Origin of the sequence: Aliiroseovarius sp. PTFE2010 (genome assembly GCF_049943335.1) — a bacterium.
Classification (GTDB): Bacteria; Pseudomonadota; Alphaproteobacteria; order Rhodobacterales; family Rhodobacteraceae; genus JBNFVY01.
The window spans coordinates 40,124-64,321 of the sequence record NZ_JBNFVY010000008.1 but is presented as its reverse complement, the minus strand read 5'-3'; the positions used below and the strand labels follow the sequence as shown (position 1 = coordinate 64,321).

26 protein-coding genes are annotated in these 24,198 nt (G+C 58.6%); 4 read left to right on the top strand and 22 right to left on the bottom strand.

The genetic code is table 11. The annotated features are described in order from the left end of the window. Positions 1–324: 324 nt before the first annotated feature. From ACP2AV_RS11835 to ACP2AV_RS11785, 11 genes are all read right to left on the bottom strand, one after another. On the bottom strand, positions 325–1,419 hold the full coding sequence (locus tag ACP2AV_RS11835; RefSeq protein ID WP_426372939.1) for a CaiB/BaiF CoA transferase family protein: 1,095 nt from the start codon (positions 1,417–1,419) through the stop codon (positions 325–327). Between the two features lie 67 nt (positions 1,420–1,486). Continuing rightward, complete coding sequence (locus tag ACP2AV_RS11830; RefSeq protein WP_426372938.1) at positions 1,487–2,671, bottom strand: ABC transporter substrate-binding protein; 1,185 nt, start codon at positions 2,669–2,671, stop codon at positions 1,487–1,489. A gap of 34 nt (positions 2,672–2,705) precedes the next feature. Continuing rightward, on the bottom strand, positions 2,706–4,535 hold the full coding sequence (locus ACP2AV_RS11825) for an AMP-dependent synthetase/ligase (RefSeq protein ID WP_426372937.1): 1,830 nt from the start codon (positions 4,533–4,535) through the stop codon (positions 2,706–2,708). Positions 4,536–4,537: 2 nt separating this feature from the next. Beyond that, positions 4,538–5,311 carry an ABC transporter ATP-binding protein gene (locus ACP2AV_RS11820; protein WP_426372936.1) on the bottom strand — a complete coding sequence of 258 codons (774 nt, stop codon included), beginning with the start codon at positions 5,309–5,311 and terminating at the stop codon, positions 4,538–4,540. Then, entirely contained in the window at positions 5,308–6,072 is a 765-nt protein-coding gene (locus ACP2AV_RS11815) for an ABC transporter ATP-binding protein (RefSeq protein WP_426372935.1), read from the bottom strand. The genes ACP2AV_RS11820 and ACP2AV_RS11815 overlap by 4 nt, the downstream gene beginning before the upstream one ends. Continuing rightward, complete coding sequence (locus ACP2AV_RS11810) at positions 6,069–7,145, bottom strand: branched-chain amino acid ABC transporter permease (RefSeq protein WP_426372934.1); 1,077 nt, start codon at positions 7,143–7,145, stop codon at positions 6,069–6,071. The genes ACP2AV_RS11815 and ACP2AV_RS11810 overlap by 4 nt, the downstream gene beginning before the upstream one ends. A 4-nt stretch (positions 7,146–7,149) precedes the next feature. Next, complete coding sequence (locus ACP2AV_RS11805; RefSeq protein WP_426372933.1) at positions 7,150–8,022, bottom strand: branched-chain amino acid ABC transporter permease; 873 nt, start codon at positions 8,020–8,022, stop codon at positions 7,150–7,152. Positions 8,023–8,049: 27 nt separating this feature from the next. After that, on the bottom strand, positions 8,050–8,253 hold the full coding sequence (locus tag ACP2AV_RS11800; RefSeq protein WP_426372932.1) for an SDR family NAD(P)-dependent oxidoreductase: 204 nt from the start codon (positions 8,251–8,253) through the stop codon (positions 8,050–8,052). Between the two features lie 7 nt (positions 8,254–8,260). After that, positions 8,261–8,686 (bottom strand): MaoC family dehydratase, encoded by a 426-nt coding sequence (locus ACP2AV_RS11795; RefSeq protein WP_426372931.1) that lies wholly within the window; start codon positions 8,684–8,686, stop codon positions 8,261–8,263. Positions 8,687–8,688: 2 nt separating this feature from the next. Continuing rightward, positions 8,689–9,129: a MaoC family dehydratase N-terminal domain-containing protein gene (locus ACP2AV_RS11790; RefSeq protein WP_426372930.1), complete on the bottom strand. Its 441-nt coding sequence runs from the start codon at positions 9,127–9,129 to the stop codon at positions 8,689–8,691. Between the two features lie 33 nt (positions 9,130–9,162). Continuing rightward, positions 9,163–9,588: a hypothetical protein gene (locus ACP2AV_RS11785; protein WP_426372929.1), complete on the bottom strand. Its 426-nt coding sequence runs from the start codon at positions 9,586–9,588 to the stop codon at positions 9,163–9,165. 161 nt (positions 9,589–9,749) lie between these two features. On the opposite strand from ACP2AV_RS11785, the gene ACP2AV_RS11780 reads away from it, so the two are divergent. Continuing rightward, positions 9,750–10,409 carry a TetR/AcrR family transcriptional regulator gene (locus tag ACP2AV_RS11780; RefSeq protein WP_426372928.1) on the top strand — a complete coding sequence of 220 codons (660 nt, stop codon included), beginning with the start codon at positions 9,750–9,752 and terminating at the stop codon, positions 10,407–10,409. Between the two features lie 202 nt (positions 10,410–10,611). Here ACP2AV_RS11780 and ACP2AV_RS11775 read toward each other — a convergent pair whose 3' ends face one another. The 9 genes from ACP2AV_RS11775 to ACP2AV_RS11735 all read right to left on the bottom strand — a co-directional run bounded on the left by ACP2AV_RS11775 (position 10,612) and on the right by ACP2AV_RS11735 (position 20,263). Beyond that, positions 10,612–11,532, bottom strand: coding sequence for an FAD:protein FMN transferase (locus ACP2AV_RS11775; protein WP_426372927.1), 921 nt, complete (start codon positions 11,530–11,532; stop codon positions 10,612–10,614). A 1-nt stretch (position 11,533) separates the two neighbouring features. Next, positions 11,534–12,100: a nitrous oxide reductase accessory protein NosL gene (locus tag ACP2AV_RS11770; protein WP_426372926.1), complete on the bottom strand. Its 567-nt coding sequence runs from the start codon at positions 12,098–12,100 to the stop codon at positions 11,534–11,536. After that, entirely contained in the window at positions 12,097–12,918 is an 822-nt protein-coding gene (locus tag ACP2AV_RS11765; protein ID WP_426372981.1) for an ABC transporter permease, read from the bottom strand. The genes ACP2AV_RS11770 and ACP2AV_RS11765 overlap by 4 nt, the downstream gene beginning before the upstream one ends. Beyond that, complete coding sequence (locus ACP2AV_RS11760; RefSeq protein WP_426372925.1) at positions 12,918–13,814, bottom strand: ABC transporter ATP-binding protein; 897 nt, start codon at positions 13,812–13,814, stop codon at positions 12,918–12,920. Before ACP2AV_RS11760 ends, ACP2AV_RS11765 begins: the two co-directional genes overlap by 1 nt. After that, positions 13,780–15,111 carry a nitrous oxide reductase family maturation protein NosD gene (locus ACP2AV_RS11755; protein WP_426372924.1) on the bottom strand — a complete coding sequence of 444 codons (1,332 nt, stop codon included), beginning with the start codon at positions 15,109–15,111 and terminating at the stop codon, positions 13,780–13,782. The genes ACP2AV_RS11760 and ACP2AV_RS11755 overlap by 35 nt, the downstream gene beginning before the upstream one ends. Positions 15,112–15,114: 3 nt before the next feature. Next, positions 15,115–17,055, bottom strand: coding sequence for a TAT-dependent nitrous-oxide reductase (nosZ, locus tag ACP2AV_RS11750; protein WP_426372923.1), 1,941 nt, complete (start codon positions 17,053–17,055; stop codon positions 15,115–15,117). Positions 17,056–17,066: 11 nt separating this feature from the next. Next, the gene (locus tag ACP2AV_RS11745) at positions 17,067–19,268 is read right to left on the bottom strand and encodes a 4Fe-4S binding protein (RefSeq protein WP_426372922.1); all 2,202 of its coding nucleotides are present in this window, start codon (positions 19,266–19,268) and stop codon (positions 17,067–17,069) included. Further along, complete coding sequence (locus ACP2AV_RS11740; RefSeq protein ID WP_426372921.1) at positions 19,265–19,654, bottom strand: hypothetical protein; 390 nt, start codon at positions 19,652–19,654, stop codon at positions 19,265–19,267. The genes ACP2AV_RS11745 and ACP2AV_RS11740 overlap by 4 nt, the downstream gene beginning before the upstream one ends. A gap of 198 nt (positions 19,655–19,852) precedes the next feature. Continuing rightward, positions 19,853–20,263: a group III truncated hemoglobin gene (locus tag ACP2AV_RS11735; RefSeq protein ID WP_426372920.1), complete on the bottom strand. Its 411-nt coding sequence runs from the start codon at positions 20,261–20,263 to the stop codon at positions 19,853–19,855. Positions 20,264–20,395: 132 nt separating this feature from the next. Between ACP2AV_RS11735 and ACP2AV_RS11730 the strand changes: the two genes are divergently transcribed. Beyond that, positions 20,396–20,815 carry an RrF2 family transcriptional regulator gene (locus ACP2AV_RS11730; RefSeq protein ID WP_426372919.1) on the top strand — a complete coding sequence of 140 codons (420 nt, stop codon included), beginning with the start codon at positions 20,396–20,398 and terminating at the stop codon, positions 20,813–20,815. A 304-nt stretch (positions 20,816–21,119) separates the two neighbouring features. Here ACP2AV_RS11730 and ACP2AV_RS11725 read toward each other — a convergent pair whose 3' ends face one another. Beyond that, positions 21,120–21,389 carry a nitric oxide reductase F protein gene (locus ACP2AV_RS11725; protein ID WP_426372918.1) on the bottom strand — a complete coding sequence of 90 codons (270 nt, stop codon included), beginning with the start codon at positions 21,387–21,389 and terminating at the stop codon, positions 21,120–21,122. Continuing rightward, the gene (locus ACP2AV_RS11720) at positions 21,386–21,934 is read right to left on the bottom strand and encodes a cytochrome c oxidase subunit 3 (protein WP_426372917.1); all 549 of its coding nucleotides are present in this window, start codon (positions 21,932–21,934) and stop codon (positions 21,386–21,388) included. Before ACP2AV_RS11720 ends, ACP2AV_RS11725 begins: the two co-directional genes overlap by 4 nt. 107 nt (positions 21,935–22,041) lie before the next feature. On the opposite strand from ACP2AV_RS11720, the gene ACP2AV_RS11715 reads away from it, so the two are divergent. Further along, positions 22,042–22,464 (top strand): YbaN family protein, encoded by a 423-nt coding sequence (locus ACP2AV_RS11715; RefSeq protein WP_426372916.1) that lies wholly within the window; start codon positions 22,042–22,044, stop codon positions 22,462–22,464. A gap of 163 nt (positions 22,465–22,627) precedes the next feature. Next, positions 22,628–23,983: an oxygen-independent coproporphyrinogen III oxidase gene (hemN, locus tag ACP2AV_RS11710; protein WP_426372915.1), complete on the top strand. Its 1,356-nt coding sequence runs from the start codon at positions 22,628–22,630 to the stop codon at positions 23,981–23,983. Positions 23,984–24,198: the final 215 nt, after the last annotated feature.

Below are 24,198 nucleotides of genomic sequence, written 5' to 3'. Positions count from 1 at the left end.
ACTTTCTTAGACCCATTGTGCTATCAGCCGCCTGATGTGTTGGCGCCCGGCGCAACAAGCCTGAGTGCGCAGGTGCCTAGCCACCTGACGGCATCAAGGACTGCGCAACAATCAGCTGCACCCGCGCCAGGATCAGCAGGCTTGGCCGCTAGATCGACAGCGTCTGATACCGTGGGGCGATCACGGCGCGCCTTCGTGCCAGGCGCGCCGACCTGAGGTTATCGCTTGCAATTGGGTTCCACCAAAACACGGTCGATCTTGGGGGAATGCCTTTCCATCTGGCCGTCCACTCATCCGGGTCAGTCAGTCCCCGCCGGTTGTTCTTCAGCTGTCAGGTTCATCGTCAAGCATAGCGAGAATTTCTTGGGTGTGCTCGCCGCGTGCAGGTGGATGGTTCGGTGTCACGGCATGCCCGTCGAAACGGGGTGCAGGGGCTGATTGCAACGGACCATCGTCGCCCTTCCAAATGCCGCGCGCTTGACTAAGCGGGTGGGTCGCCGCCTCATCCGGACTGAGGATCGGGGCTGCGCAGGCGTCGGTGTCGGCAAACAATTCGGCCCAGTGATCGCGCGGTTGTGTCGCGAACAGTTCGATCAATCGCGCCGTCGCCTTTGGCCAGCTTTTCGGATCAAACTGCGTTGCAAAATCGGGGTCATCGCTTAGCCCCAGCAGCCCGATGAAGGTGCCATAAAATTGGGGTTCCAGACATTGCACGCTGACAAAGCCGCCGTCTGCGCAGACGTAGCTGCGGCTCCAATGTGGACCATCGAGCAGGCTTGCGCCGCGCGTCGAATTTTGCGGCCCGCTTTGGCGAAGGGCCATCAACAGGTTCATCATATGCGCCGAGCCATCGACAATGGCCGCATCCACGACGGTTCCCTTGCCAGTGCTGCGGGCGTGCAGAATTCCGGCCAGCATGCCGACCGTCAAATAATGCGCTCCACCGCCGATATCACCCACCAAAGTGGGAGGCGCTACAGGCGGTTGTCCCGGAGGCGAGGCATACCACAATGCGCCCGATAGCCCGATGTAGTTCATGTCATGTCCGGCCATGGACGACATCGGCCCGGTCTGTCCCCAACCGGTCATGCGTCCGTAAACCAGCTTGGGGTTGACGGCGTGGCAGACCTCAGGCCCCAGCCCAAGCTTTTCCATCACGCCGGGGCGGAACCCTTCGACCATTCCGTCTGCGGTGGTGATCAGTTTTTTCAGCGTCGTCACGTCGTCTGGATCCTTGAGATCCAGTTCGATCGAGCGCTTGCCGCGATCAATGATCGGCGCGTCAGGCAGGATCGGCAGGCCGGGGCCGCCTTTGCGATGCACCACGATGACATCCGCGCCAAGATCGGCCAGGTGCATGGCCGAGAACGGTGCTGGGCCAAGCCCCTCGATCTCGATGATACGTATTCCGCTGAGCATTGTCTTGTCCCCTTGATGACCGGCGCGGGGACTATGCCGCGCCGGTAGGTTAGTGAGCTAGATAAGATCAGTAGGGCAGGTCGGTTTCAACCACGACCCAATCGCCACCTTGGCTCTGCACCATCACGAAGCCGTCGCCGCCCGCGTGCTTGTCAGGGCCGAACGACAGGGTCGGACCGCCGAAGATGTCGTTGTAGTCGGTGATCTGTTCGATACCAGCGATCAGGGAATCAACCGTCAGGTCGCGCCCTGCGTTTTCCAGCGCCAGGACCGTCAGATCCGCCGCAACGTAGCCCATCTGTGCTTGCAGGGTTGCAGGTTCACCGTAGACTTCCTCATACGCTTTGGCAAAGGCTTGCAGATCTTCGTCAAAGCTTTCCAAATCGACCTCGCTGCCTTCCAGATTGGTCGCCAGAACCGACGTGGTCACATACATGCCCTCTGTCAGCTTTCCGTCACCGGCCGCCGCGACGATGGGCGTATAGGGCACCATCGAGCCAAGCATCGGCTTGTCCCAGCCCAACTGGCGCAAGGTTGCGTAGAGCGTGATCGAATCCTTGATCGCAGAGCCCATGGCCAAGACTTCACAATCGGTGTTCTTGATGGCAGTCGCCACACCGGCAAAGTCTGTTTCGGTGACTTTGTGCGACCCTTTGTAGACAACCTCCAGGTCGTTTTGTTCGACAGCAATCGCGACACCTGCGTTGATCTCTTCGCCGAATTCATTGGCCACGGATTGCACACAAATCTTTTTTGCGCCGCCTTCTGCAAAATGGCGAAGTCCCGCAATCACGCCATCACGGTAGCTGGCGAACTGGCTGAAGTGCAGTCTGTTGAAGGGTTCCGTCATTGACGCCGCCCCGGTCAGCGGGAACAGGTTGGGGATACCCTTGCTATCGAGGATCTTCATTGACGCAAGGGTCTGGGACGTGCCCGCCCCCATGAGCATTGCAAAGATACCGTCGCGTTGGACCAGTTTGTTGGTGGCGCGCGCTGCCATTGGAACTTCGTATTTGGTGTCCTCGACGAAGAGTTCAATCTTGCGGCCATGCACGCCGCCGGCTTCGTTTGCCTGGTCAAAGCGCAGCCGGACGCCGTTGGTCGCAGGTGCGCCCCAGGTCGCAAGTGGGCCGGACAAGTCGGTTTGAACGCCGATTTTCACGGTGTCGTCTGTGACGCCTTGCTGGGCCTGTGCCGTGGTGCCCAGTGCCATCAGCGTGGCGGCCGCATAAGTTAGCAGTTTGTTGGTCATGGTATTCCTCCCAGATGCCGCAGGTTAGCGGCGGTTAGTACATTTCGGAAATCAGGTTCTCATACTTGGTTTCGACGAACTTGCGCTTCAGCTTCATGGTAGGCGTCATTTCATCGTCTTCCGCTGTGAGCAACACATTGATAAGGCGGAATTTTTTCACCTGCTCGACGCTAGAGAACTTTTTGTTCGCGCTATTGATCTCGGCCTCGATCAGTTCAATGATCTCGGGGTGCGCACACAATGAGCGATAATCAGTGAACGGGATATTGTGGGTTTGCGCATGGTTCTCGACGTTCTCCTGATCAATCATGATCAGGCAGGTCAGATACTTGCGCTTGTCACCGACCACCACCGCGTCAGAAATGAAGGGCGAGAATTTCAATTCGTTCTCGATCTGGCTGGGCGTGATGTTCTTGCCGCCTGCCGTGATGATGATGTCCTTCAGCCGGTCGGTGATCCTCCAGGCACCGTCATCGTCGATCTTGCCGACGTCGCCGGTGTGGATCCATCCATCGACCAGCGCATTCTGTGTGGCTTCTGGATTGTTGAGATAACCCGAGAACATCGAGGGGCCGCGCATCAGAATTTCGTTTTGCTCGCTCAGTTTCAATTCGACCCCCGGCACCGGAAAGCCGATCGTCCCAGGATTGGGTTCGTCGGAATTTGTAATGGCCGCAAGCCCGGTTTCGGTCTGGCCGTAGACTTCCGCGACCGGCAGGCCAAGCGCGAAAAACCAACGCAGCAGATCCGACGAAATAGGCGCCGCGCCGGACAACAGGAACGTTGAGCGATCAAGGCCCAAGAGCTGCTTGAGATTGCGAAACACCAGTCGATCCGCGATTTTGAATTGCGCCTCCAGAAGGGGCGGAACCCGGCGGTTTTGCAACAGATAGTCGGCGCGCTTGCGCCCGATCCCAAGCGCAATCTCGTACCCTTTCTTGCCGACCCACGTTGCTTCGGTCATCAGGGTGTTGATGCGCGAATAGAACTTTTCCCAAATCCGCGGCACCGCAAAAAGAACCGTCGGCGACAGCTCTTGTATGTTTTCGAACACCGTCTCGGAGCTCTCGGCAAAGTTGATCCGGGTGCCGTGGCCCAGGTTCATGCACAGCGAAATCAACCGTTCAGCCGCGTGGCACAGCGGCAGGTAGGTCAGGATATCGTCGTCGCCGGTGATCGGAAAGGTGTCTGGCGCGGCGGACATCTGGAACAGCAGATAGCGATCGGGGATCAGCGCCCCTTTGGGCGCGCCGGTGGTGCCAGAGGTATAGATCAGCACCGCGGTGTCATCGTTTTTGCCGCTGTCAATCGCCTTGTTGATCGCGTCCGGGTTCTCTTTGCGATAGAGCGCGCCCGCCTCGTAGAGGTTTTCGATGGGTTCGACCATGGGATCGCTGAATCCGCGAAGCCCTTTCCAATCGATCACATAAACCCGCAAGACTGACGGAACTTCGTCACGGACCGACAGATACTTGTCCAGCTGCTCTTCGTTTTCGACGATCAGCACGCGGGTTTGGGAATCGTTCAGAAGATGGCGCAGCTGGCCTTCCTGATAGGTCGGATAGACCCCGTTTATCGTCAGTGCGGCGGCATGCGCGCCCATATCGACAAAGGCCCATTCCTTATTGTTCTCTGACAGGATCGACACCACATCGCCGTGCGTAAGTCCCAGTGACATAAAGCCACCTGCGCAATCATAGGCGAAGCGTTCGTAATCCGCCCAGGTAAAGGCCCGCCAGATGCCGTAGTCCTTTTCGCGCATGGCGATACGGTCGCTCCATTCCTTCGCGCGCGCGCGAAACAGCTTGGCCAGTGTGTCGTGCCCGTCGATAGAGACGAAATCGGATGTAATAACGGCGTCCATGACTACCTCCAGGTCTTTCGTTTTTTCCAGCGCTTTTCGCCGCGCACGCCTACATCGGACTGCCCGAGGTAGAATTCCTTGATGTCGTCAGAGTCGAGAAGTTCACTCGTAGGTGCGTCCATCACAACCCGGCCGACCTCCATGATGAAACCGTGTTCGGCGACGTTCAGCGCTGCTTGCGCATTCTGCTCAACCAGCACGATGGTCACCCCCTGCTCGGCGTTGATACGCCGCACGATGTCGAAAATGGTCTTGGTCAGCAGCGGCGACAGGCCCAGCGACGGCTCGTCAAGGATCATCAGGCGCGGTTGGCCCATGAAAGCGCGGCCGATGGCAAGCATCTGCTGCTGACCACCAGATAGAAAACCAGCCATGTCGCGGCGCTTGGTCTTGAGATCGGGGAAATAGGAATAAATCGTTTCGAAATCGCGCGCGATGCCGTCGCGATCCTTTCGCCCCCACGCCCCCAGCTTGAGATTTTCCTCGACAGTCATGAAGGGGAACACTTCGCGTCCCTCGGGGACATGGCCAATGCCCTTCGAAGCAACCACGTCCGGCGCCCGATTTTGCACCTCTTCGCCGTCGATGAGGACCTTGCCCTTGCGGCAGTCAATCGCGCCGGAAATGGTTTTAAGCAGCGTCGTCTTGCCCGCGCCATTGGCGCCAAGGATGGTGACGATACTACCCGCCTCAACCTTGAGGCTGACACCGGCAATGGCCATGATCGGGCCATAAAAGGTTTCAATGTTTCGCAGTTCAAGCAGCGGAGTGGTCATGCGTCTGTCCCCAAATATGCGGCTTGTACGGTGGGGTTCGATTGAACCTCGGTGACATTGCCGACGGCCAGAACCTCGCCGCCCGCGATGGCCAGAACCCGGTCGGCAATGCGGCCCACCAGATTCATGTCATGCTCGACCATCACGATGGTTACGCCCAGTTCTTCCTTGATGTCCTTCAGCCAGAACGACATGTCCGCCGTTTCTTCGGGGTTCAGCCCCGATGCGGGTTCGTCCAGCAGCAGCAATTTGGGATCGGCACAAAGCGCCCGCGCGAGTTCGACGTTCTTGCGCGCGCCATAGGACAGGTCGGCGACCTTTTCATACCGATGATGCTGCATGTCCAGCAGATCAAGAATATCCTCAACCTTGCGGCGGTGTTCATGCTCTTCGCGCCGTACCCGAGGCGTGAAGAAGAACTCGGACAGCGCCCCGGTGCGCACTTTCGAAGCGCGACCGACCAACAAGTTGTCCAGCACAGTCGCGTTCTCGAACAGCTCGATGTTCTGGAACGTGCGGGCGATGCCTGCGCTGACGACCTCATGTGCCTCGCAGTTCAGCAACTCTTGACCCTGAAACCGGATCGAGCCGGATTTGGGCGTATAGACACGGCTGATCGCGTTGAAGATCGTGCTCTTGCCGGCGCCATTCGGGCCGATAACAGCGTAGATTTCGCCAGGTTCTACCGAAAAGCTGACATCGTTGATCGCTTTGACGCCCCCAAAGGCCACGACCAGATTGTTGACTTCCAATTCGCTCATCTGAACCGCTCCGTTTTGAGATAACGTTTCTGGCGCGTGAACGTGGCCCGTTTGTAATAAGGGAAGGTCTCCAGAAACAGCCGCAGTTTACGCCAGCGGCCATACAGACCCTCCGGTTCGAACATTATGAACCCGGAGATGATGGCGCCGAACAACAACTGTTCCAGCCCTGCAGCCTGCGCGATGGATTGCGGCAGCACGTTTTGCAGCAGATTGATCAGGTTGGGCAGGATTGACACGAAAACCGCACCAAAGATCGCGCCAGTGATCGTGCCCAGACCGCCGACGATGACCATCAAAAGCAGTTTCAGGGATTCGTTGACGCCGAAGGATTCCGGCGACAGGTAGAACGTCAGATGCGACAGCAAGCCACCCGCAAGACCCGTCAGCATGGCGCTGATAAAGAAGGCCTTGATACGGGTGCGTGCGATGTTCAGCCCCAGCGATCGCGCCGAGGTTTCGGAATCGCGTACCGCAACAAAAGCACGTCCTGTGGGTGAACGCATCAGGTTGGCAACGCCCCAGATGCAGAACACGACAAGTGCAAGGATCAGATAGTATTGCAGCGGACCGGCGGTGACTTCCCAGCCAAAGGCCGTCATGGGCGGGACCGAAAGGCCCATATGTCCGCCCGTGACATGTTCCCAGGCGCCGATGCCGGTTTCTACGACAATCGCAAAGGCAAGCGTGGCGATGGCCATGTAAAACCCGTGCATCTTGCTTGCGGCACGCCCAAGCGCCGCACCGATCAGACCCGCAGCCAACGCGCCGGCTGGCAACGTGATGAAGAACGGCAAGCCGTAGCCCAACAACACCGCGTTGGTGTAAGCACCGATCCCCAAGAAGGCACCGTGACCAAAGCTGACCATGCCGGTAAATCCGACCAGTACCATCAGTCCCAGACCGGCAATGATGTAGACCAGAAACATCGTGAGTTCCGAAAGAAAGTATCCGCCCACGATCAGCGGCGCAATCAGCGCAAGAACGAGCGCCAGCAGAACGCGAAAACGCTCGCCCCGGTCCACAAGGTAGTTGATGTCTTGATCGTAGTTGGTTTTGAAAAGTACCTGCATATCATCAGACCTTCTTCTGGAAGGTCTGTGAGATCAGACCTTCGGGGCGGATGAAAAGAACGGCCAGCATGATGATATAGGCATATGTGCCCTTGAATGCTGGGAAGTAGAAATCAAGGAACGGTTCTGCGATGCCGATGATCAGGCAGCCAAGAAACGCGCCGGGGATAGAGCCGAAGCCGCCCACAACCGCGCCCGCCAGCGCCTTGATGCCGAAAATGCTCATGCCGGTATCGACCTGAGTCACAGGCGCCATCATGATGCCCGCAACTGCGGCAACCATCGCGCCGATCGCCCAGACCACTGCAATCAGTCGTTTGACCGGAATGCGCGAATAATACGCCGCCAGCTGGTTTTGCGAGGCGGCCTGAATCGCCAGACCTGTGCGGGTACGCGAGAAGAAGACGTAAAGCAGCAACGAGATTACAATCGTGCCGAGGATGATGGTGATCCGGTCCAGTCCGATCACGACGCCGCCAATGTTCACGTCCCGCATGAACGGTACGCTCAGTGTAAGCGGGCTCCAGCCCCAGATCATCCCAGCCAGCGCGCGCAGCATCATCGCGATTGCGACAGTCAGGATAAAGATCGTGGCCTGCGCCTGTCCCACCAGGCGCCGCATGACCACGGCGTCCAACAGGTACCCGAACACCCCAAGCGACAGGATGCCCAGAGCAGAGCCAAGCCAAAAGCCCAAGCCCCAGATTTCCGAGAACGTGAGCACCATGAACGCGCCCAGCATCATCAATTCACCATGGGCGAAATTGACGATTTCGGTCGCGCGGTAGATGAACACGAAACCGATCGCGATCAACGCATAGCCGCAGCCCTGCGATATCCCGATTACCAATAGTTGTATTGCGTCTGAAAATTCCATGACGCTCCCCCTCCCCGATGTTTGGCTTCAGCCGCGTGTCATGCTGCCACCTATCGACAGCACTTTGCCGGTTGCTGCCTTTATGGTTTCGATCACCTCTGCGGCTGGTGCATTGTCCAGATCGCCGACAATGACATGCGCGCCTTTGGCGGCCAGTTTCAGCACTACTGCGCCGCCAAAATCACGACCAGAACCTGTGGTGAACGCGGTTTTGCCGGTCAGATACGCCATAGATCCCTCAGGTATTCGTTGGCAGCGCAACGACCGCCTCGCCAGCTAGTTTTACATCGCCAGTGCCGTCCGCGGCTTGCAGCGCCAGCTTTACAAGGGTCTCACCGTTATCGTCCCATTTTTCAGTGACTTCACCGGAACAGGTGATTGCGTCGCCCAGATGGGTGATCGATCTGAAACGGCAGGAAAACTTGCGGATCGCTGTCTGCGGCACCCAGTCTGTCAACAAACGGCCCAGATAGGCCATCGGCAGCATTCCTTGCGCAAAAACGTCGTCCATGCCTGCCTTTTTCGCGAAATCAATGTCGATGTGGATCCTGTTGTGATCCCCCGACGCGCCGGCAAATAGCGCCAGTGTGGTGCGGGTGATTGGCTTGGTCGTGTAGCTGGGGATCGCGTCGCCCACTTCGATGTTGCTAAGGGTATCGGCCATAATCAGTTCCTCACCACAATCGTGCGGGTCATATCGGCAACATGCTCGCCGTGTTGATTGGTCGCTTTGTATTCCTGAACCACGAATTCCATCGCGCCGTTCTTTTTGTCGTAGATATCGGCAACACGGGACTGCATCGTGATACGATCTCCGGCGCAGATCGGCTTGTGATAGGTGAATTCTTGTTCCCCGTGCAAAATGCGCGCGATATCGACACCCAGAACGTCCAGGAATTCCATCGGGTTGTCCTGCTCTAGGTCGATAGAAAACAGGAAGGTTGGCGGAGCGGGCAGGGCGGAATATCCGGCAGCTCTTGCAGCGTCCTCATCCAGATAGATCGGATCGTCCTGTCCGGTGGCACGGGCAAAAAACCGCAGCCGGCCTTTTTCGATGTCAACGGTGAATGGTTTCGGCGTGTAGCCGATGTAAGATTTATCAATCATATTCCCCCCCTTATTTTTGGTTCTAGAAAACGGTCATGGCACGGGCTCCGCCCACGCCAGGTTTGCATTGAACTGTGTGCGCGCGTCTTCGACCTGTTGCTTGTTCGAAGTGCCCGCTAGCGGATGTGTCAGTTCGTTTTGGGCGAAGCAGTCGTCTGCTTTGACTAGGTCCAGATCCTTGGCACCCAGACCCGTCTGATCGACAAGCTGCTTTGATGCAGCGGCGGTCATGTCATGGCCGACGATTTGCATCACGTTATAGGCGTCGAACGCGCTGTGTATATCGGCGGTCATCGTGTGACCCGCGCTGCGATCATCTGTGCGCGGTCCAGGGTTTTCGGCAAAGGCCGCAGGCACGGTCACCGCATCCGCGGCGCCGAAAACTGGAAAGGGAACTGTCCCCCCCGCCGCGCCGAATTTCGTCAATCCGACATCGGCGATCAAAACGCTATAAGCCATTTTTGCGCCCTTGATGACTTGCCTATTACACTCTGCGGTGAAGTTCACCTACGATGAGATACCTGTCAACAAGTTTATGTAACTTGTGAGTGTAACGATTTACACGGAGACAAAACTCCGGCATGAGTTTCAGAGATCAAAGAGCATTTTAGGCGACTTTTATGAGTACAGATCAATGGAATCACGTGGTCGAAAGCCGCGATGAATTACGGCGAAAAAAACGCCAGGCTCTCGTAGAAGCCAGTGCTAGCCTGTTCAATAAAAACGGCTACGAAAAGACTTCGTTGGATGATGTTGCAAAGTCTCTGGGGATCACAAAACGCACGATTTACTATTATATTCAAAGCAAAGACCAGATCTTGATGGAGATCTTGGGTCACAGCGTAGTGATTCTTGATCGGATTGCGCATTCGGTCGAAAGAGAACGTTGCAGTGCCGGGAAAAAGGTTGAACTCATCATTGACGAATACTCGCGCTGGATGGCGACTGATTTCGGGGCTTGCCTGGTTCTCACACGCGAAAATTTGCTGACAGATGAGGTCCGCCTGGAGTTGCGGTCCAAGAAAAATCGTCTGGATTGGTTGATCCGCAATGCGATCACCGAGGGGATAAAAACCGGCGAATTTCGTGACAGCTGTGATCCGCGCCTGACTTCGGCGGCACTGTTTGGCGCGCTCAACTGGCTTCCCTTCTGGAACTATGGGTCATCGGCCACCTCGGCCGACGAAATTTCAGAGCATTTCAAAAAGGTTTTCATCCATGGCATGATGGCCGAGACCAAAGCGGCCACTGCGAGCACGCAGCCGATGCCCGGGAGCTAAAACGCGACACAGGACATCGCACAGCTGCGTTTCGGTGGCCGGTCTCAACAGCCGCGCCATGGCTTCGGCGCGCGCAAGAGAGCACTGCGCAGATCCGGGTCAGCCGCCAATTCGGCCCAAAAAGACCGCGTACCATGATCGCTCAGTCGATGCGATTTGTCAGCGCCCGGCTTGCGCTGTCTCGCCAGATTGACCAGCTATCCTAAGCGGCGGAAATCCTTTCAACACGGACGTCTTGGAATGATCGCACGCAGGATTGGATCCCAGATTTGGTGGGAAACAAGCAGGCCGCCGTCGAAAGGGCGTCGGCCAAGCCTGCCGATGGTGCAGAAATGGAAATTTCGCGCCACTGCGCTGGAACAGGCACACCGCGCTTTGGATCCAGTATGTGACTTGCCCCGCTGGTCCCCTCACCGAACGTTGTGCCGCGCGGTGCAGATGTCGCCAGAGCCCGTGCTTTCAGCGGAACCTGGCGTCCATCGACCAGTTGTACATTCCAGGATTTCCCGTTTGGATCGCCGCCCATGGCGCGCAGTTCACCGGTGTCGATCAGGATGTTGTCCAAACCTTCTGCCGCAAGCAGATCGGCAAGACGATCGGCGATGCAGCCCTGCGCAATGCCATTCAGTGTCAGAGCCATGCCGGGTTCCAGCGTGATCTGGTCAGGCGCAAAGTGCACGCCGTTCCAACCAATTTTATCGCGGGCCTTGGACAGATCGACGGTGCGCGGTGAACGCCCGTCAACGGCTGCATCCGCATAGACACGCCAGAGCGGTTGAACCGTCGGATCGAAGAGACCTTGTGTCGCCTCGTGGACGCGCCCCGCCAATGAAAGACATTGCAACAGCTCAAACGGCGGGGCCTCAAGCGATCCCTGCCGGTTCAGTCGTGATAGCGCACTTTGCGGGCGAAACAGGCTGAACACATCTTCAAGGCGGTCAATTTCGGATGCGGCCCGCGCCGCGATGGCGCCAGCGTCAGGATGGGCCAGACGCAGCGTCGCGCGCGCGCCCAGAGCCCTTCCTTGCCATGTATATATCGGCACATCGGCCATTGCGGATGCGGGCAAGGTTGTCGCAGCAGCCAGGATCGTCAGGGCCCGGCGTCGGGATATCATGTTCATGTCAGTCTCCCATTTCGTCCGACAGGGCGCGTAGGCGTTCGCGAAACGCGCTGTCATCGCTGTCTTGATTCAATTCGACCGGCGCGAGAACGGCCGAGTCAGGTATTTCGTCCAGTGTCATCACGGCGCCGCCGTGGGCCGCCGCAAATGCCTGTGCCGCCGCGAGGCGTGAAAAGGGCACCAGTTCAGGCGCGCCCATACCACCAATGACATCCGCGCCCACCACATAGATGGCTTCATTTGCGTCGATCCAGTTGTCAGCGCCGGGCGCATCCCAACGCGCGCCTGCAGCGCCCATGTCGTTGACCCAGACGGCGATAACCTTGTGGCTTTGCTCGGGCATTCGCAGATATGCGACCGCATCGCGCACCTGGCTAAAGAAAAGCGGCGTACCGGGAAGCCCGGCCAGGTGGGCCTGTGCTTTGGGCCCGTCATGTTCGAGAAGATTCATCTGGCAGTAATGCCCCACCGCATCGGCATTCAGAGGCAACGGCGTGGTGTCCTGTGCCAGCTCTTCTTTACAGGCCGCCAAAAGAAGGCACATCAGGATAGGCGCCAAGCGTTTCATGCCTCAACCTTTCTAAAGGTCAGCGCGGCCAGCATCAGCGCGACGAAAGGCCAGATGACAACCGATCCAAGCGATTGCCATTGCGGGATTGTCCCTGCCGCGCCGGCTACCCCAAAGGCAGCAGAACTGGATTCGGCAGCGCTGAGGTTGAACAGGCGGAACGCATCGGCGGGGTTGGCCAATAGCGCTGCGGGAAAAATCTGGGTGGTGAAAAATCCGCCGTCATCGGCAACTACCGCCGCCAAAAGGCCCAGATCGTAGAGCACAACAAGCCCCAGCCAGATACCGATGGCCAGGCCGGCCGCCCCCGACGCCCGTCGCGACAAAGCAGAAACCGCATAGCCAAGACCAAGAAACGTTGCCCCTAGCAGAACGGATGTCCAGGTCAGCCGCCACAGCGCATTCAGACCGTCAACTGCCTGCGCGTCCGTGGCAATGGCCAAGATCGCTGCCGCGCCATAGCCGGCAACCATCGCCAGGATCAGGATCGTCACATGGGCCAGCAATTTGCCGGTCAGAACCTCCCACCGGGCGACAGGATAGGTCAACAAAAGGGGCAGCGTGCCGCGTTCGACCTCGCCCGCGATGGCATCAAAGGACATGAGCAGCGCCACCAGCGGAACCAGATAAACCGACAGTGACGTGAGCGACGCCACCACCACCGAAAGCCGGTCGGCCCCCAATGCCCCCGTCGGGGCCGAACCCGCAGCCGACAGGACCAGCGAGAAAACCACCATCAACAGTACAGCGATCAGCACCCAGCGGTTGCGCCCCGCGATTTTGGCCTCGATTCGGGCGGTGGCAAGGATGCGCCTCATCATTGGCCGTCTCTCCGGCTGAAGTGGCTGTAAATGTCTTCGAGGCTGGGCGGGATCACCTCGAGATCGGCCACTTTGCTGCGCAGATTGGAAATTCGGGCAAGCGTGGCCAGCTTGTCTTCTTGGGCGCAGGTTAACTGCAGGCCTGTATTGGTCTGGATCGCATTGGGAAACGCCTTCATCAGTTCGGGCGCATAGCCATTGATCGCGGTCACGTGCAGCGCGATGGGCAAGGCGGCTTGGCTGCGCAGATCGGGCAGTGACCCTTCGGCCACCATGCGCCCGCCAGACAAGATCAGCAGCCTGTCGGTGCGCGCCTCTACTTCGGTCAGTGCATGGCTCGACAGAAGGATCGCCGCGCCCTCTGCGGCCAGTCCATCCAGCAATTCGTAAAAGTCACGCCGCGACACAGGGTCCAGACCGCTTGTGGGTTCGTCCAAAATCAAAAGACTGGGATGTCCGATCAGCGCCTGCGCCAGCCCGACGCGCTGCCGCATCCCCTTGGAATAGGTTCCAATCCTGCGGCGGGCGGCATCGGCCAGCCCCACCCGCGCCAAAAGATCCTGCCCGCCCTTGGGGTCGACGCCGCGCAACTGCATGTAAAATGTGATCTGTTCCAACCCGGTCAGCGCCGAATGAAACGCCGCGTTTTCGGGCAAATAGGCAACTTTTGACCGCGCTACGGCGTCGCCGGGGTGGGCGCCACAGACGGTGATTTCGCCGCTGTCGGGCGCGATCAGGCCGAGGATGATCTTCATCATCGTGGACTTGCCTGCGCCGTTATGGCCAAGCAGGGCGACCCGTTCGCCGGGCGCCACGGTCAAAGAGACATCCGACAGGGCATGCACCCCGCCAAAGGTCTTAATGAGATGAGAGATCGTTAACGTCGAGGTCATTCATATCGCTTTCATCGCGGCGTGCGGCGGCTTCGGCCTCCATCGCGGCGTATTCATCGGGCACCGTAATTTGCGGCGCGACCATCAGGGGGGCACTGTCGACGACACCTCTGGGCAGGGTGGCTGGGAAACTGGATTGTGCCCAGCGGATCAGCTGCACGGCGGGTGCACCGGTCAGCAGCCGCGCGGCAGGTTGCGACCACAGAATATGGTCCATCAGATCGTTGGGGCGAAAGGGGCTGTCGGCGATCCCGTCGCCACCCAGATCAAAGCCAGGATGGTCGGACCAGTAATTGCCGCGGCCCTCAAAGCTCCATTCGATATCGCGGGTGCCTACGTATTTCACCTGTTCACGGTTGCCGATAAAGGCATTGCCCGTCAGCACATTGCGTTCGGATCCGGCGGTAAAGTGGATCCCGATCGCGCAGCCTTCAAAGCGGTTGCCATAGATCAGGTTCTTGTGGGCATTGTAGATGAAAGTGCAGCGGTTCGTGCCACCACGCACCAGATTGCCGGACACTTCGGCGTTGTTGGCATAGTTCAGCATCATGCCGTGGCTGATGTCAGACAGGCTCAGATTGTCCTTCACCACGATGTTGTTCGAGAACATGATCGCATAGCCAAGGCCATTGCCGATGGACACGTTGCCCGAAACTTCGGAATCGTTGGTGTACATGTAGTGCACGGCGAAACGCAGGTCGCGGAACAGGTTGTTGCGATAGATGCCCGTGCGCGACGCATTCGAAAAGATGCCGTCGCGGCCCCAGCGTACGGAATTGCCTTCGACCAGCGCGCCGGGCGAATTCCAGACATAGATGCCGTTGCCGCGGTCGTTCACGCGGGTTTGCCGCGTGCCTTCGATGGTGTTGTTGATCACCTGCGCATCGCGCCCACCGTGTATGTCGACACCGTGCAGATTGCCCAGCACCTTGTTGTCCCGGACCACGGCGCGATCCGCGCCTTTCAGTATCTTGATCCCGGCATCAAGCGCTTCGCTGTTTGTGCCGGACCCGGTCACTGTCAGTGCGCGCACGGTCACATCCGGGGCATCTATGGTCAGGACGGTCCCCTGGCCCATTCCATCGATGATTGCGCCGTCTGTTCCGGCCAGGGTAAGCGGGCGATCAATGATGATTGCGCCTTTGTACCGGCCCTGTCTAAGGGTCAGCACATCGCCGGGGTTGGCCCCGGCAATGGCTTTGGCAAGCGTGCCCTGTCCCGCTGGCACTGCAAATTCGGCCGCCCAAAGGGGTAGCGCAAAGAGCAATGACAGAACAAGAGACAGGGCACGCATCATGGCTTAGCTCGCACGCGGTTCCACGAACATCCGTCCGCGCATTTCCATGTGCAGTGCATGGCAGAACCACTGGCAATAATACCAGAATACGCCCGGCTGCGCCGCAACAAAGGTCACCGACGCCGTCGCCTGCGGCCCGACTTCCATCGCGACACCGTGGTTGCCCATGGTAAAGCCGTGGGTCAGGTCGTCGATGTCATCCAGGTTGGTCACGATGACTGTCACCTCATCGCCCTGCTTCACAGTGAATGATTCAAGCGCGAAGGTCGGTGCGTTGGCCGACATGTAGACACGCACCTTGTTGCCATCGCGGATCACCGTTTCCTGCCAGTCATCCAGATCGACGCCATCTGCTTCGGCCTGGCGGCGGGCGTCTGCCCACATTGGATCGTTGCGATCCCAGACCGATTTCGGGTTTAGCTTGGCCGGATCGACGATGATGGAATCGTGTGGTTCGGCAAAGGTCGGGCCATCGTGGATCAGCGTCATCTCATCGCCATCGACTGCAAACAACTGCTCGTTTTCAGGCTTGAGAGGGCCGACATTGAGGAACCGGTCCTTAGAGAACTTGTTCATCGTCAGATAGTATTTGTCGGTCGCCTCAAGTGTTTCACCCATCACGGTCGAATTGTGACCGGGCTGGTAGTGCACATCCTTCTTGACGATGATCGGATCGACATCTTCGCCCGCATAAAGCTGCTTGGCTTTTTCGATGTTCCACTTGACCACCTGGCTGTCGAGAAACAGCGTGGTGTAAGCGTTGCCCTTGCCATCAAAACAGGTGTGAAGCGGCCCAAGCCCCAGTTCCGGCTCGCCCACCACGGCGCTGCGCGGATCGGCATCGCTGTCGAACAGCGCGTCGATCTTTCGCACGTCGATGATCGACACCGTGGGCGACAGTTTGCCCGCGATGCACAGGTGGATCTTGTCGGGGGCCATGTTACAGCCGTGCGGGTTATTCGGGATTGGAATGTAGCGGGTGTATTTGTTGTTCGTGCCCTTGCGCCCGTCCAGCACCTTGACGCCGTTCAATTCCTGGAAATCGCCCGCTTCGATACCTTTTTCGATTTCTTTGATGTTGAACACCACAACATGATCCATGTCCTTTTCGGTCATGTCAGGCAGGTTCATACCCATTTCCGAGTTATAAGACGTCGAGAAAGCGTATTTGCCGTCATAGTCGCAATCGGTATTGTCCAGGTTGCCAGACACCATCACCTGCCATGCAACCTTCATTTCATCGGCATCAATAGCGGTGTAGAAATTCACGTACTTGTCGGGTTCGTCCAGGATCTTGCCGTCATTGATCATCGGCGTCTCGTCTTCGCCATTCGCAAAGACATAGTTGGTGCGCGGCCATCTCTGGGGGCGCAGGCCGTGGATCGCCTTGGCATTGGGGATTTCGATGATCTTGTCGCATTTCATCACATCGCAGCGCACGCGTGCGACGCGGGTGTTCGCTTTGTCGTTCATGAACAGATAGCGCCCGTCATAGGTGCCTTCGGTGAAGGACATATGCGGGTGGTGCAGGTCGCCATTTGGTGGGAATTCATGCCCGTTGGCAGCCAGGTATTCCTTGGTTTTGGGCAGCAGGCCTTCGGTCAAGATCTTCTTTGATTCGTTCGAAATGCCCCAGCCGGTGGCTGAACAGGTGTTGAACACCGGAATGCGCATCAACTCGCGCATCGACGGCACGCCCAGAATGCGCATTTCGCCGGCCTGGCCCGACGACCAGAAGCCGTAGTATTCATCAAGCTGACCCGGCCCAACCTCAGCGCCGGTGGCCGCGCGTGCACTGGTCGTTCCGGCAACAGTCGCCGCACCGACAGTGGCCGTGCCCGTCAACATCGCGCGGGTGCCGAAGGTCCCGGCCAGCGCGGCGCCACCTGCCGTGGCGCCCAGAAGGCCCCGGCGTGTGATCGGCAATTTCTTTCCCTCTGACATAAGTTTTCCTTTCAGCTGGTGGGTTGAGTCTTGGGTTGATTTGGATGGCCGGCGATGTACCGGCCAGGATCCGAGGCCGCGGCATCCTTGGCGCGCCGCTTCATCTTTTTGATGACGACCGGACAGACCGTGGTCGACTGATAGAGCACCTGGCAGTGCAGACAGTTGATGCATTCGTTCGGGTTGATCTCTCCGGTTGGGTGGATCGCCTGAACCGGGCACTGATGCGCGCAGGTCTGGCAGGGGTTTCCGCATTCGCGATACCGCTTGAGCCAGTCGAACATGCGCAACCGTGCAGGGATCGCCAGTGCCGCGCCAAGCGGGCAGAGATAGCGGCAAAAGAACCGCTCGACAAAAAGCCCGGCTATCAGCAGCGCCGCGGCATAGGCCACGAATGGCCAGGCGCGCACGAAGTTCAGAATGATCGCGGTTTTGAACGGTTCCACCTCGGCCAGACGTTCGGCCTGCTCAATGCTCATGAGCGATACGCCGAACAGGCCCAGGAAGATCATGTATTTCACCGGCCAAAGCCGTTCGTGCAGCCCCCAGGGCAAGGTCCATTGGGGGATATGCAGGGCACGGGCGATCCGATTGGTCAGCTCTTGCAGCGCGCCAAAGGGGCAAAGCCAGCCGCAATAGGCCCCACGGCCCCAGAACAGCAGCGCTGCGGCGACCGCGAACCACAGGATAAAGGTCAGTGGATCAAGCAGAAAAGCCTGCCAGCTGAACCCCGAGATCAGAGAGTTGAACAGCGCGATCAGGTTGACAACGGACAGCTGCGCGTTGGCATACCATCCCAGATAAACCAGAACGACGGTCAGAAACGACATGCGGAACCAAAAGAATGCCCGTTCGTTCGCGGTGGCGATTTTCTGGAAGAAGAAGACGCCAGTCAAAAGCACCAGCATGCCGGCAACAACCGCAATTTCAACAGTCTTGCCCGCCCAGATCCGTTTCCACAGCGCCTGATGCGCCTGGCTTTCCGTTTGCGAGGTAACTTCGCTGACGGCTGGCGAAAGGTCGGGGGCGGACGCTGGCGCGATCATGCGCAGGTACGGGTCCGGCAGGCGGTACCCCAGATCGAATGTCGTGAATACCTTCTCGATCGCACCGATTTCGCGCTGCACCAGAAGTTGGATGCGAAATGGCTTGGTTGGGTCAAACCCGCTGTCCGCCGGGATCTTGAACAGGTCCGCTTCGTTGAATTGCGGCGCGCCGTGGGCATCGATGCCGTTGATGCGCTGATGCATGCGGTCGCGAAAACGCACCGAGATATCGTCCTGAATCAGAACAATCCGGTCAAAAATGCCGCCGCGCACATAGCCCGACCCCTTGAAGGAATAGAGCCCCCTGCCAAAGATCGCGACCGCGTGATCGCCTTCATCCAGCCAAGCTTGCAGATTGTCGGCCCGCGCTTCGCCCAGGATCGCCGTTGCAATCGCTGGATGCGAAATCAGTGTGGCCTGCATTTCAATGAAAGTGGTGTCCGGGGGGGCTGTCAGCGCGCGCTTTTCGGCCCGCGGGTCGTCCATCGCGGCAAAAGCCGCGTTCACCTGGCCCACATCCAGTGACAACCGGCGCAGCGTGCCGTCGCCTTCAAGCGTCATCCAGTCCTGGGATGCCGCGGCGTCGGGGATTATTTCATATTGCGGCCCGGTTTCGACTTCGACAGCCAGCCCACCCAAACCCAGCTTCCGCGCGATCTTGAGGCCGGCGCGGATGATGGAATCATCGATCACCATGATCGTCACGGTGGCACCCGAAATGATGTCGAGATCGTGGGATGTGCCGCCGGATTCGGCCTCTGCCACCAGATCAAGGCCGCGGTAGTTGGCAACCAGCGCCTTTACCTTGGCGTCGGGAATACCGATCAGAACGATCGGCTCATAGTGCTTGACCAGTTCGACGCCGATCACCTGCGCCGCAAAATCGACGGCAACCATCGTATGGATCGGCTTGCCAGAATATCCCGTCGTCGAAACAAAATCCGACGTGATAAAGGCCCACCCGATCGGATCCTGATCGCGCATCACCTGAACGATCGGCAGATCGTCGTGCATGCGACCGAACCCTGTCGCCCCTTCGACCAATTCCTCTGCGGCTATTTCCGGCAGAAGAAGGCTTAACTGGGATTGCGCCTGCGCGGATTGCGCGAAAAACAACGTGCCGAGGCACGCGAGCATTACCCAAAGAAGGGAGCGTAAAGCGGTCATGAGCGGATTTTCCTTTGGTCAATCTGCCCAATCTGCGCCACCGGAGGGCCGCGCGGATGGGCAAAAAGGAATTCTAAGCGAGGGACGAATGCGGCCGTCACATCAAGGGCTGGCGCTGGATGTGGAAGCAGGGCTGTTCGTTTGGGCAGGGTGTCCGGCAAGGCCAGATCGCCCACCAGAACGCAGCAACTGTGAGACGTTTCACAGTCTTTGCCAGGTGCCACCGGCTGGCCGTCGGGGCCCATGCGCACGGCCTGGACCACGCCGTCGATGCACAGCTCGGTCAGCGTGGTATGTGACAGGGCCGTGCCGCGCGATGCCGGTCCGGCAAGGATCAGCGCCAGCGACAGGAATGTCAGCACAAAGAAAGAGACGAAAGTCCGCATACTCTTGATCTATTTTGTCTGGCAGGGGGCAACGTTGATCTAGCGCAAACAAATTGAACTTAGATCGACGTTTTGATGCGGGTTAAGCAGGAAACGTCATGGGGCCGTGGTTCACGTTTCGCCGCGGTTGACAGGTAAAGCGTTGGGCCGGTGCCCTGGTTCAGTGCCCCAAGCCGCCTTGTGGATCGGCGCGATCCCCTAGCGCAGCACAGGAACGGCATGGGGGCAAAGCCGCTGCGCGTCTTGAACCGCCATGTTCAGCGATCGCGCAATGCGTTCGGCGCGGGTGATAACATGTGCGGCGCCTTGGACGGTGCACACCTCGTGCGCCGTTTCGCGGAACAGCGCCAGCCAACGATCAAAATGCGCCGATGTCACCGGCAAGCTGGTGTGCGCGGGAACAGGTGCGCCGTGATACCGTCCGGTCATCAGCGCCACCGATGACCAGAAATCGACCATTCTATCCAGATGCGGGCCCCAGTCCGAAATGCGTTCCGCAAAGATCGGCCCAAGAACCTCATCTTCGCGGGCTTTGGCGTAGAACCCGTGCACCAGCGCTTTCAGAATTGCTTCATCCAGCCCGGTCTTTGCCATGATCGTGCGGGTCATCTGCGGCCGTGCCGAAGAAATGCGGAGGCTGTCTGTATCAGCGTTGTGCAAAGCGGTGGCCTTTTTTAAGTTGCACTCAAACCTAGGCCGGGTAAATGGTATTGTACATACTAATTAAAGAAGAGACGCTGCATGCGCCTGACATCTTTCACCGACTATGGCCTGCGCATGTTGATGCGGATGGCCAGCGCGCCTGACCGGGTCTATTCCACCGCGGCACTTGCCAACGAATTTGGGCTGTCGCGCGCTCATCTGAGCAAGATCATGCAGCAGCTGGCACAGGCCGGCATCGTTGAAACACGGCGCGGCGGCGGCGGCGGCGCAAAACTTGCGCGCCCCGCATCGGAACTGCGCTTGGGTCAGCTGGTTTCCGTACTTGAGGCCGACCAAGCTCTGGTGGAATGTTTTGGACCCGACAAAACCCGCTGCACGATTGACATGCAGTGCCGTCTGAAAGGCAGGTTGGCGTCAGCGAAAAATGCGTTTATCGCCGATCTGGATCGCTCTACGCTTGCAGATGTTGCCCTGTCTGAACCGCTGAGCTTTGCCTGAAGATACGCGGGATGGCCACAAGTGGCGCTATTTTGACAACACGGCGGCCCACCCCGGTCAGCGCTACACCGAAGACAATTTTGGCTTTGTCGCCAAAATGTCAGGGGCCGCGATCAAACTGTCGCAACCCGATGCCGACATCCGCGATCCTGCGCACTCCGATTTTGCAGAGAGTACCTGTGCGCATATCGCGCACTGCTAGGCGGCAGCCACAAATCCCACTCATTTTCACCGCGGATCAGTACAGAATCCGCCCCCCCAAAATGCCGGAGCGCTTGGCTTGGGGCAAGGTGATCCGCAAAGCTCACAGCACCAGCGGGGCAAGGTAGAGACCCAGTAGCAGCAGGCACAGCCCGCTCAACGCTCCATTGAAACCGCGCTGCCAGCTTGGCGCTTGGTCCAACCCCAAATACTGCGCAAGAATGATCCGCGCCTTTTGCCAGGCAAGCGCCATCACCGCCACACCCGCCAGAGCAGGCCACTGCGCCCAAATCCACGATACCGACAAGGCCGTTGACCCAAGGCTCAGCGCCAACAGAAGCACCCATGCGATATGAAGCGGCCGGTTGTTCATTGCAGAAGATAGATTACGGGGAAAAGCAGAACCCAGATCAGATCGACCATGTGCCAGAATGCTGACGCGTCTTCGATATTGTTGACATGATCGCGCCAGGCAACCAGCAGCAACAGCGCGACGCCGGCCGCGACATGCGCGGCATGGAACCCTGTCAGCATGAAGTAGAAGTTGAAAAATGCATGCGTGTCCCAGACGATGCCATGTGCGGCATGGGACGCCAATTCGGCGCCTTTTATCCACAGGAACAACGCCCCGAGTAATGCCGCTCCGACAAGAGCAAGGCGCGCAGGTGTTCGCGCGCCGGTGCGCCCCAAACGAAGCGCCAGCGCAGCAAGAAAGCCGCTTGTGATCAGAACGATCGTGTTGATGCCGGCACCGGTGCGGTCCAGTGCATCCTGCGCGTCCGCAAAACCGGCGGGATCCATGATCCGCACGGACAGAAAGACGATCAAACCGGCCCCAAACACAAGCAGCTCGCTTGCGATGAGAATCCACATCAACAATTCGCCGGGCAGTTCGTCCAGAACACTGGTCTCGGTCATCCCGTAACACTTTCCCAAGCCGCACATGACAAGTTCATCAGCGATCTTGCCCCACCGCGGTGTTGCCGGTATTAGTATACAAAATACCAATTCGCAAGACGCAGACGATGAAGCGATCCGCTCCTTTTTCCAAACCGGCCCGTGTTCCCCTGGCGGCATTGTTGAGTCGCGTGGGCTGGAAGGCGCTGGGTTGTGTTGCGCTGGGCATTGGTGCGCTTGGGGTCGTGCTTCCGCTGTTGCCGACGACACCGCTGGTTATCTTGGCGACAATGGCCTTTGCCAAAAGCTCACCCGCATTGCACGGCTGGTTGCTGCAGAACCGGACATTCGGGCCAATCATCGCGGATTGGCAGGCACAAGGCGTGATCGCGCCCCGCTACAAGGCGCTTGCACTGTCGATGATGATTGGGGCCCTTGGCCTTTCGGTCGCGCTGATGGTGCCTGTTTTTGTCCTGATCGTGCAGATTGCAAGCATGTTGCTTGCTGCGGCTTTTATCCTCAGCCGCCCCGGTCGAGTTTTGCCCACGTGATGCCTCATGGCTTTCGCGTTGATCGCAGTAAAGTACCAAAGCCGCAGGCGGTCAGGCCGCACATGACGTGACCGTGCGGCACCCTGCCAAAATTGGCAGATACCATTCGCAAAGTTTGATCTATTGCAAAGATGCTCGCCGCGCGCAGGCTCATAACGAGCACATGGAACATATTGAAACACTTCGGGCTCTTGGCTTGTTTGACACGCGTGTGCCCCGATACACGTCCTATCCGACCGCTGCGGTTTTCACGCCCCGGACGGGTGCAGGGTTTCAGCAGCGCAGTCTTGAAGAGTTGAGCCCAAAAGAGCCGGTTTCGGTCTACATCCACATCCCGTTTTGCGAGCGCCTATGCTGGTTTTGCGCCTGCCACACGCAGGGCACGCAGACACTTGGGCCCGTGGAAAGCTATATCGAAACGCTTGAGGCCGAGCTTGAGATGCTGCGCGACACCTTGCCCAATGGCCTGCGCATGGGGCGGCTTCATTGGGGTGGCGGCACGCCCACGATCCTGCCGCCGCCGTTGATCCATCGCTTGGCCAAGGCGATCCGCAGTGTCCTTCCCCCGGCGAACGATTTTGAATTTTCGGTCGAGATCGACCCGACGATGGTGGATCGAGCCAAGATCGGCGCGTTGGCCGCCGAAGGTATGACGCGTGCGTCCATCGGCATTCAGGATTTCAACCCACAAGTGCAAAAAGCAATTGGCCGGCTGCAACCATTCGAAGTCACCCAGGCTTGCGTCGATGATCTGCGCGCGGCCGACATCACATCGCTCAACACCGACCTGGTCTATGGTCTGCCGCATCAAAACCTTGCCCGGATCGAGGACACCATCGACAAGGTTCTGACCTTTGCACCCGACCGCGTGGCCCTGTTTGGCTATGCGCATGTGCCTTGGGTGTCCAAACGACAAAAGCTGATTGACGAAGACGCGTTGCCCGACGATCTGGCCCGCTACAGCCTTGCCACGCGTGCCAGTGAACGCTTCGTCGACGCAGGACTGGCGGCGATCGGCATCGACCACTTCGCGCGCCCCGGCGATGGCTTGGCGACCGCTTTGGACAAGGGGCGATTGCGTCGCAATTTCCAAGGGTACACGGCGGACAGCTGCCAGACTTTGATCGGCCTGGGCGCATCGTCGATTTCGCGCTTTCCGGGCGGATATGTCCAGAATGCGCCGGCGACTGCAGCCTACAAGCAGCGGATCGCGCAAGGCGTTTTCCCGGGCGCGCGTGGATACCAGATGACGGAAGAGGATCGGCTGCACGCCCGCGCGATCGAACAGCTGATGTGCACCTTCGCTGTCGACCTGGACGCGCTGAGCGATGAATTTGGCGCCCCCGCCGACAAGCTGGCACCCTATCTGAAAGAGATGGCCGAGCGTTTCGCACCCTTTGTCTTGTTGGATGGAACCCGCATGGAGGTTGCGCCAAAGGGCTATGCCCTCACCCGCATCATCGCATCGGTTCTGGATCAGCATGTGCCCGAGGGGGTACGCTACTCGCGCGCGTCGTGATGGCCAAAGATCGCGCCGGTTCCGGCCTTGCCCGTGCGGGGGCGAGCGGGCGGCGCGGATGTTTTCGCCCGCGCACAGGTCGCCGCGCCTCTGATATTTTGTAGTTGCCGAGAAACACCAACGATCCAACACCGAACTTGGTGAACGTCTCTGGTAGTTAGACTGAGGCCGTTGCTGCATAAACCTGCACCGCTCCGCGCCGGATCAGGGTGCTG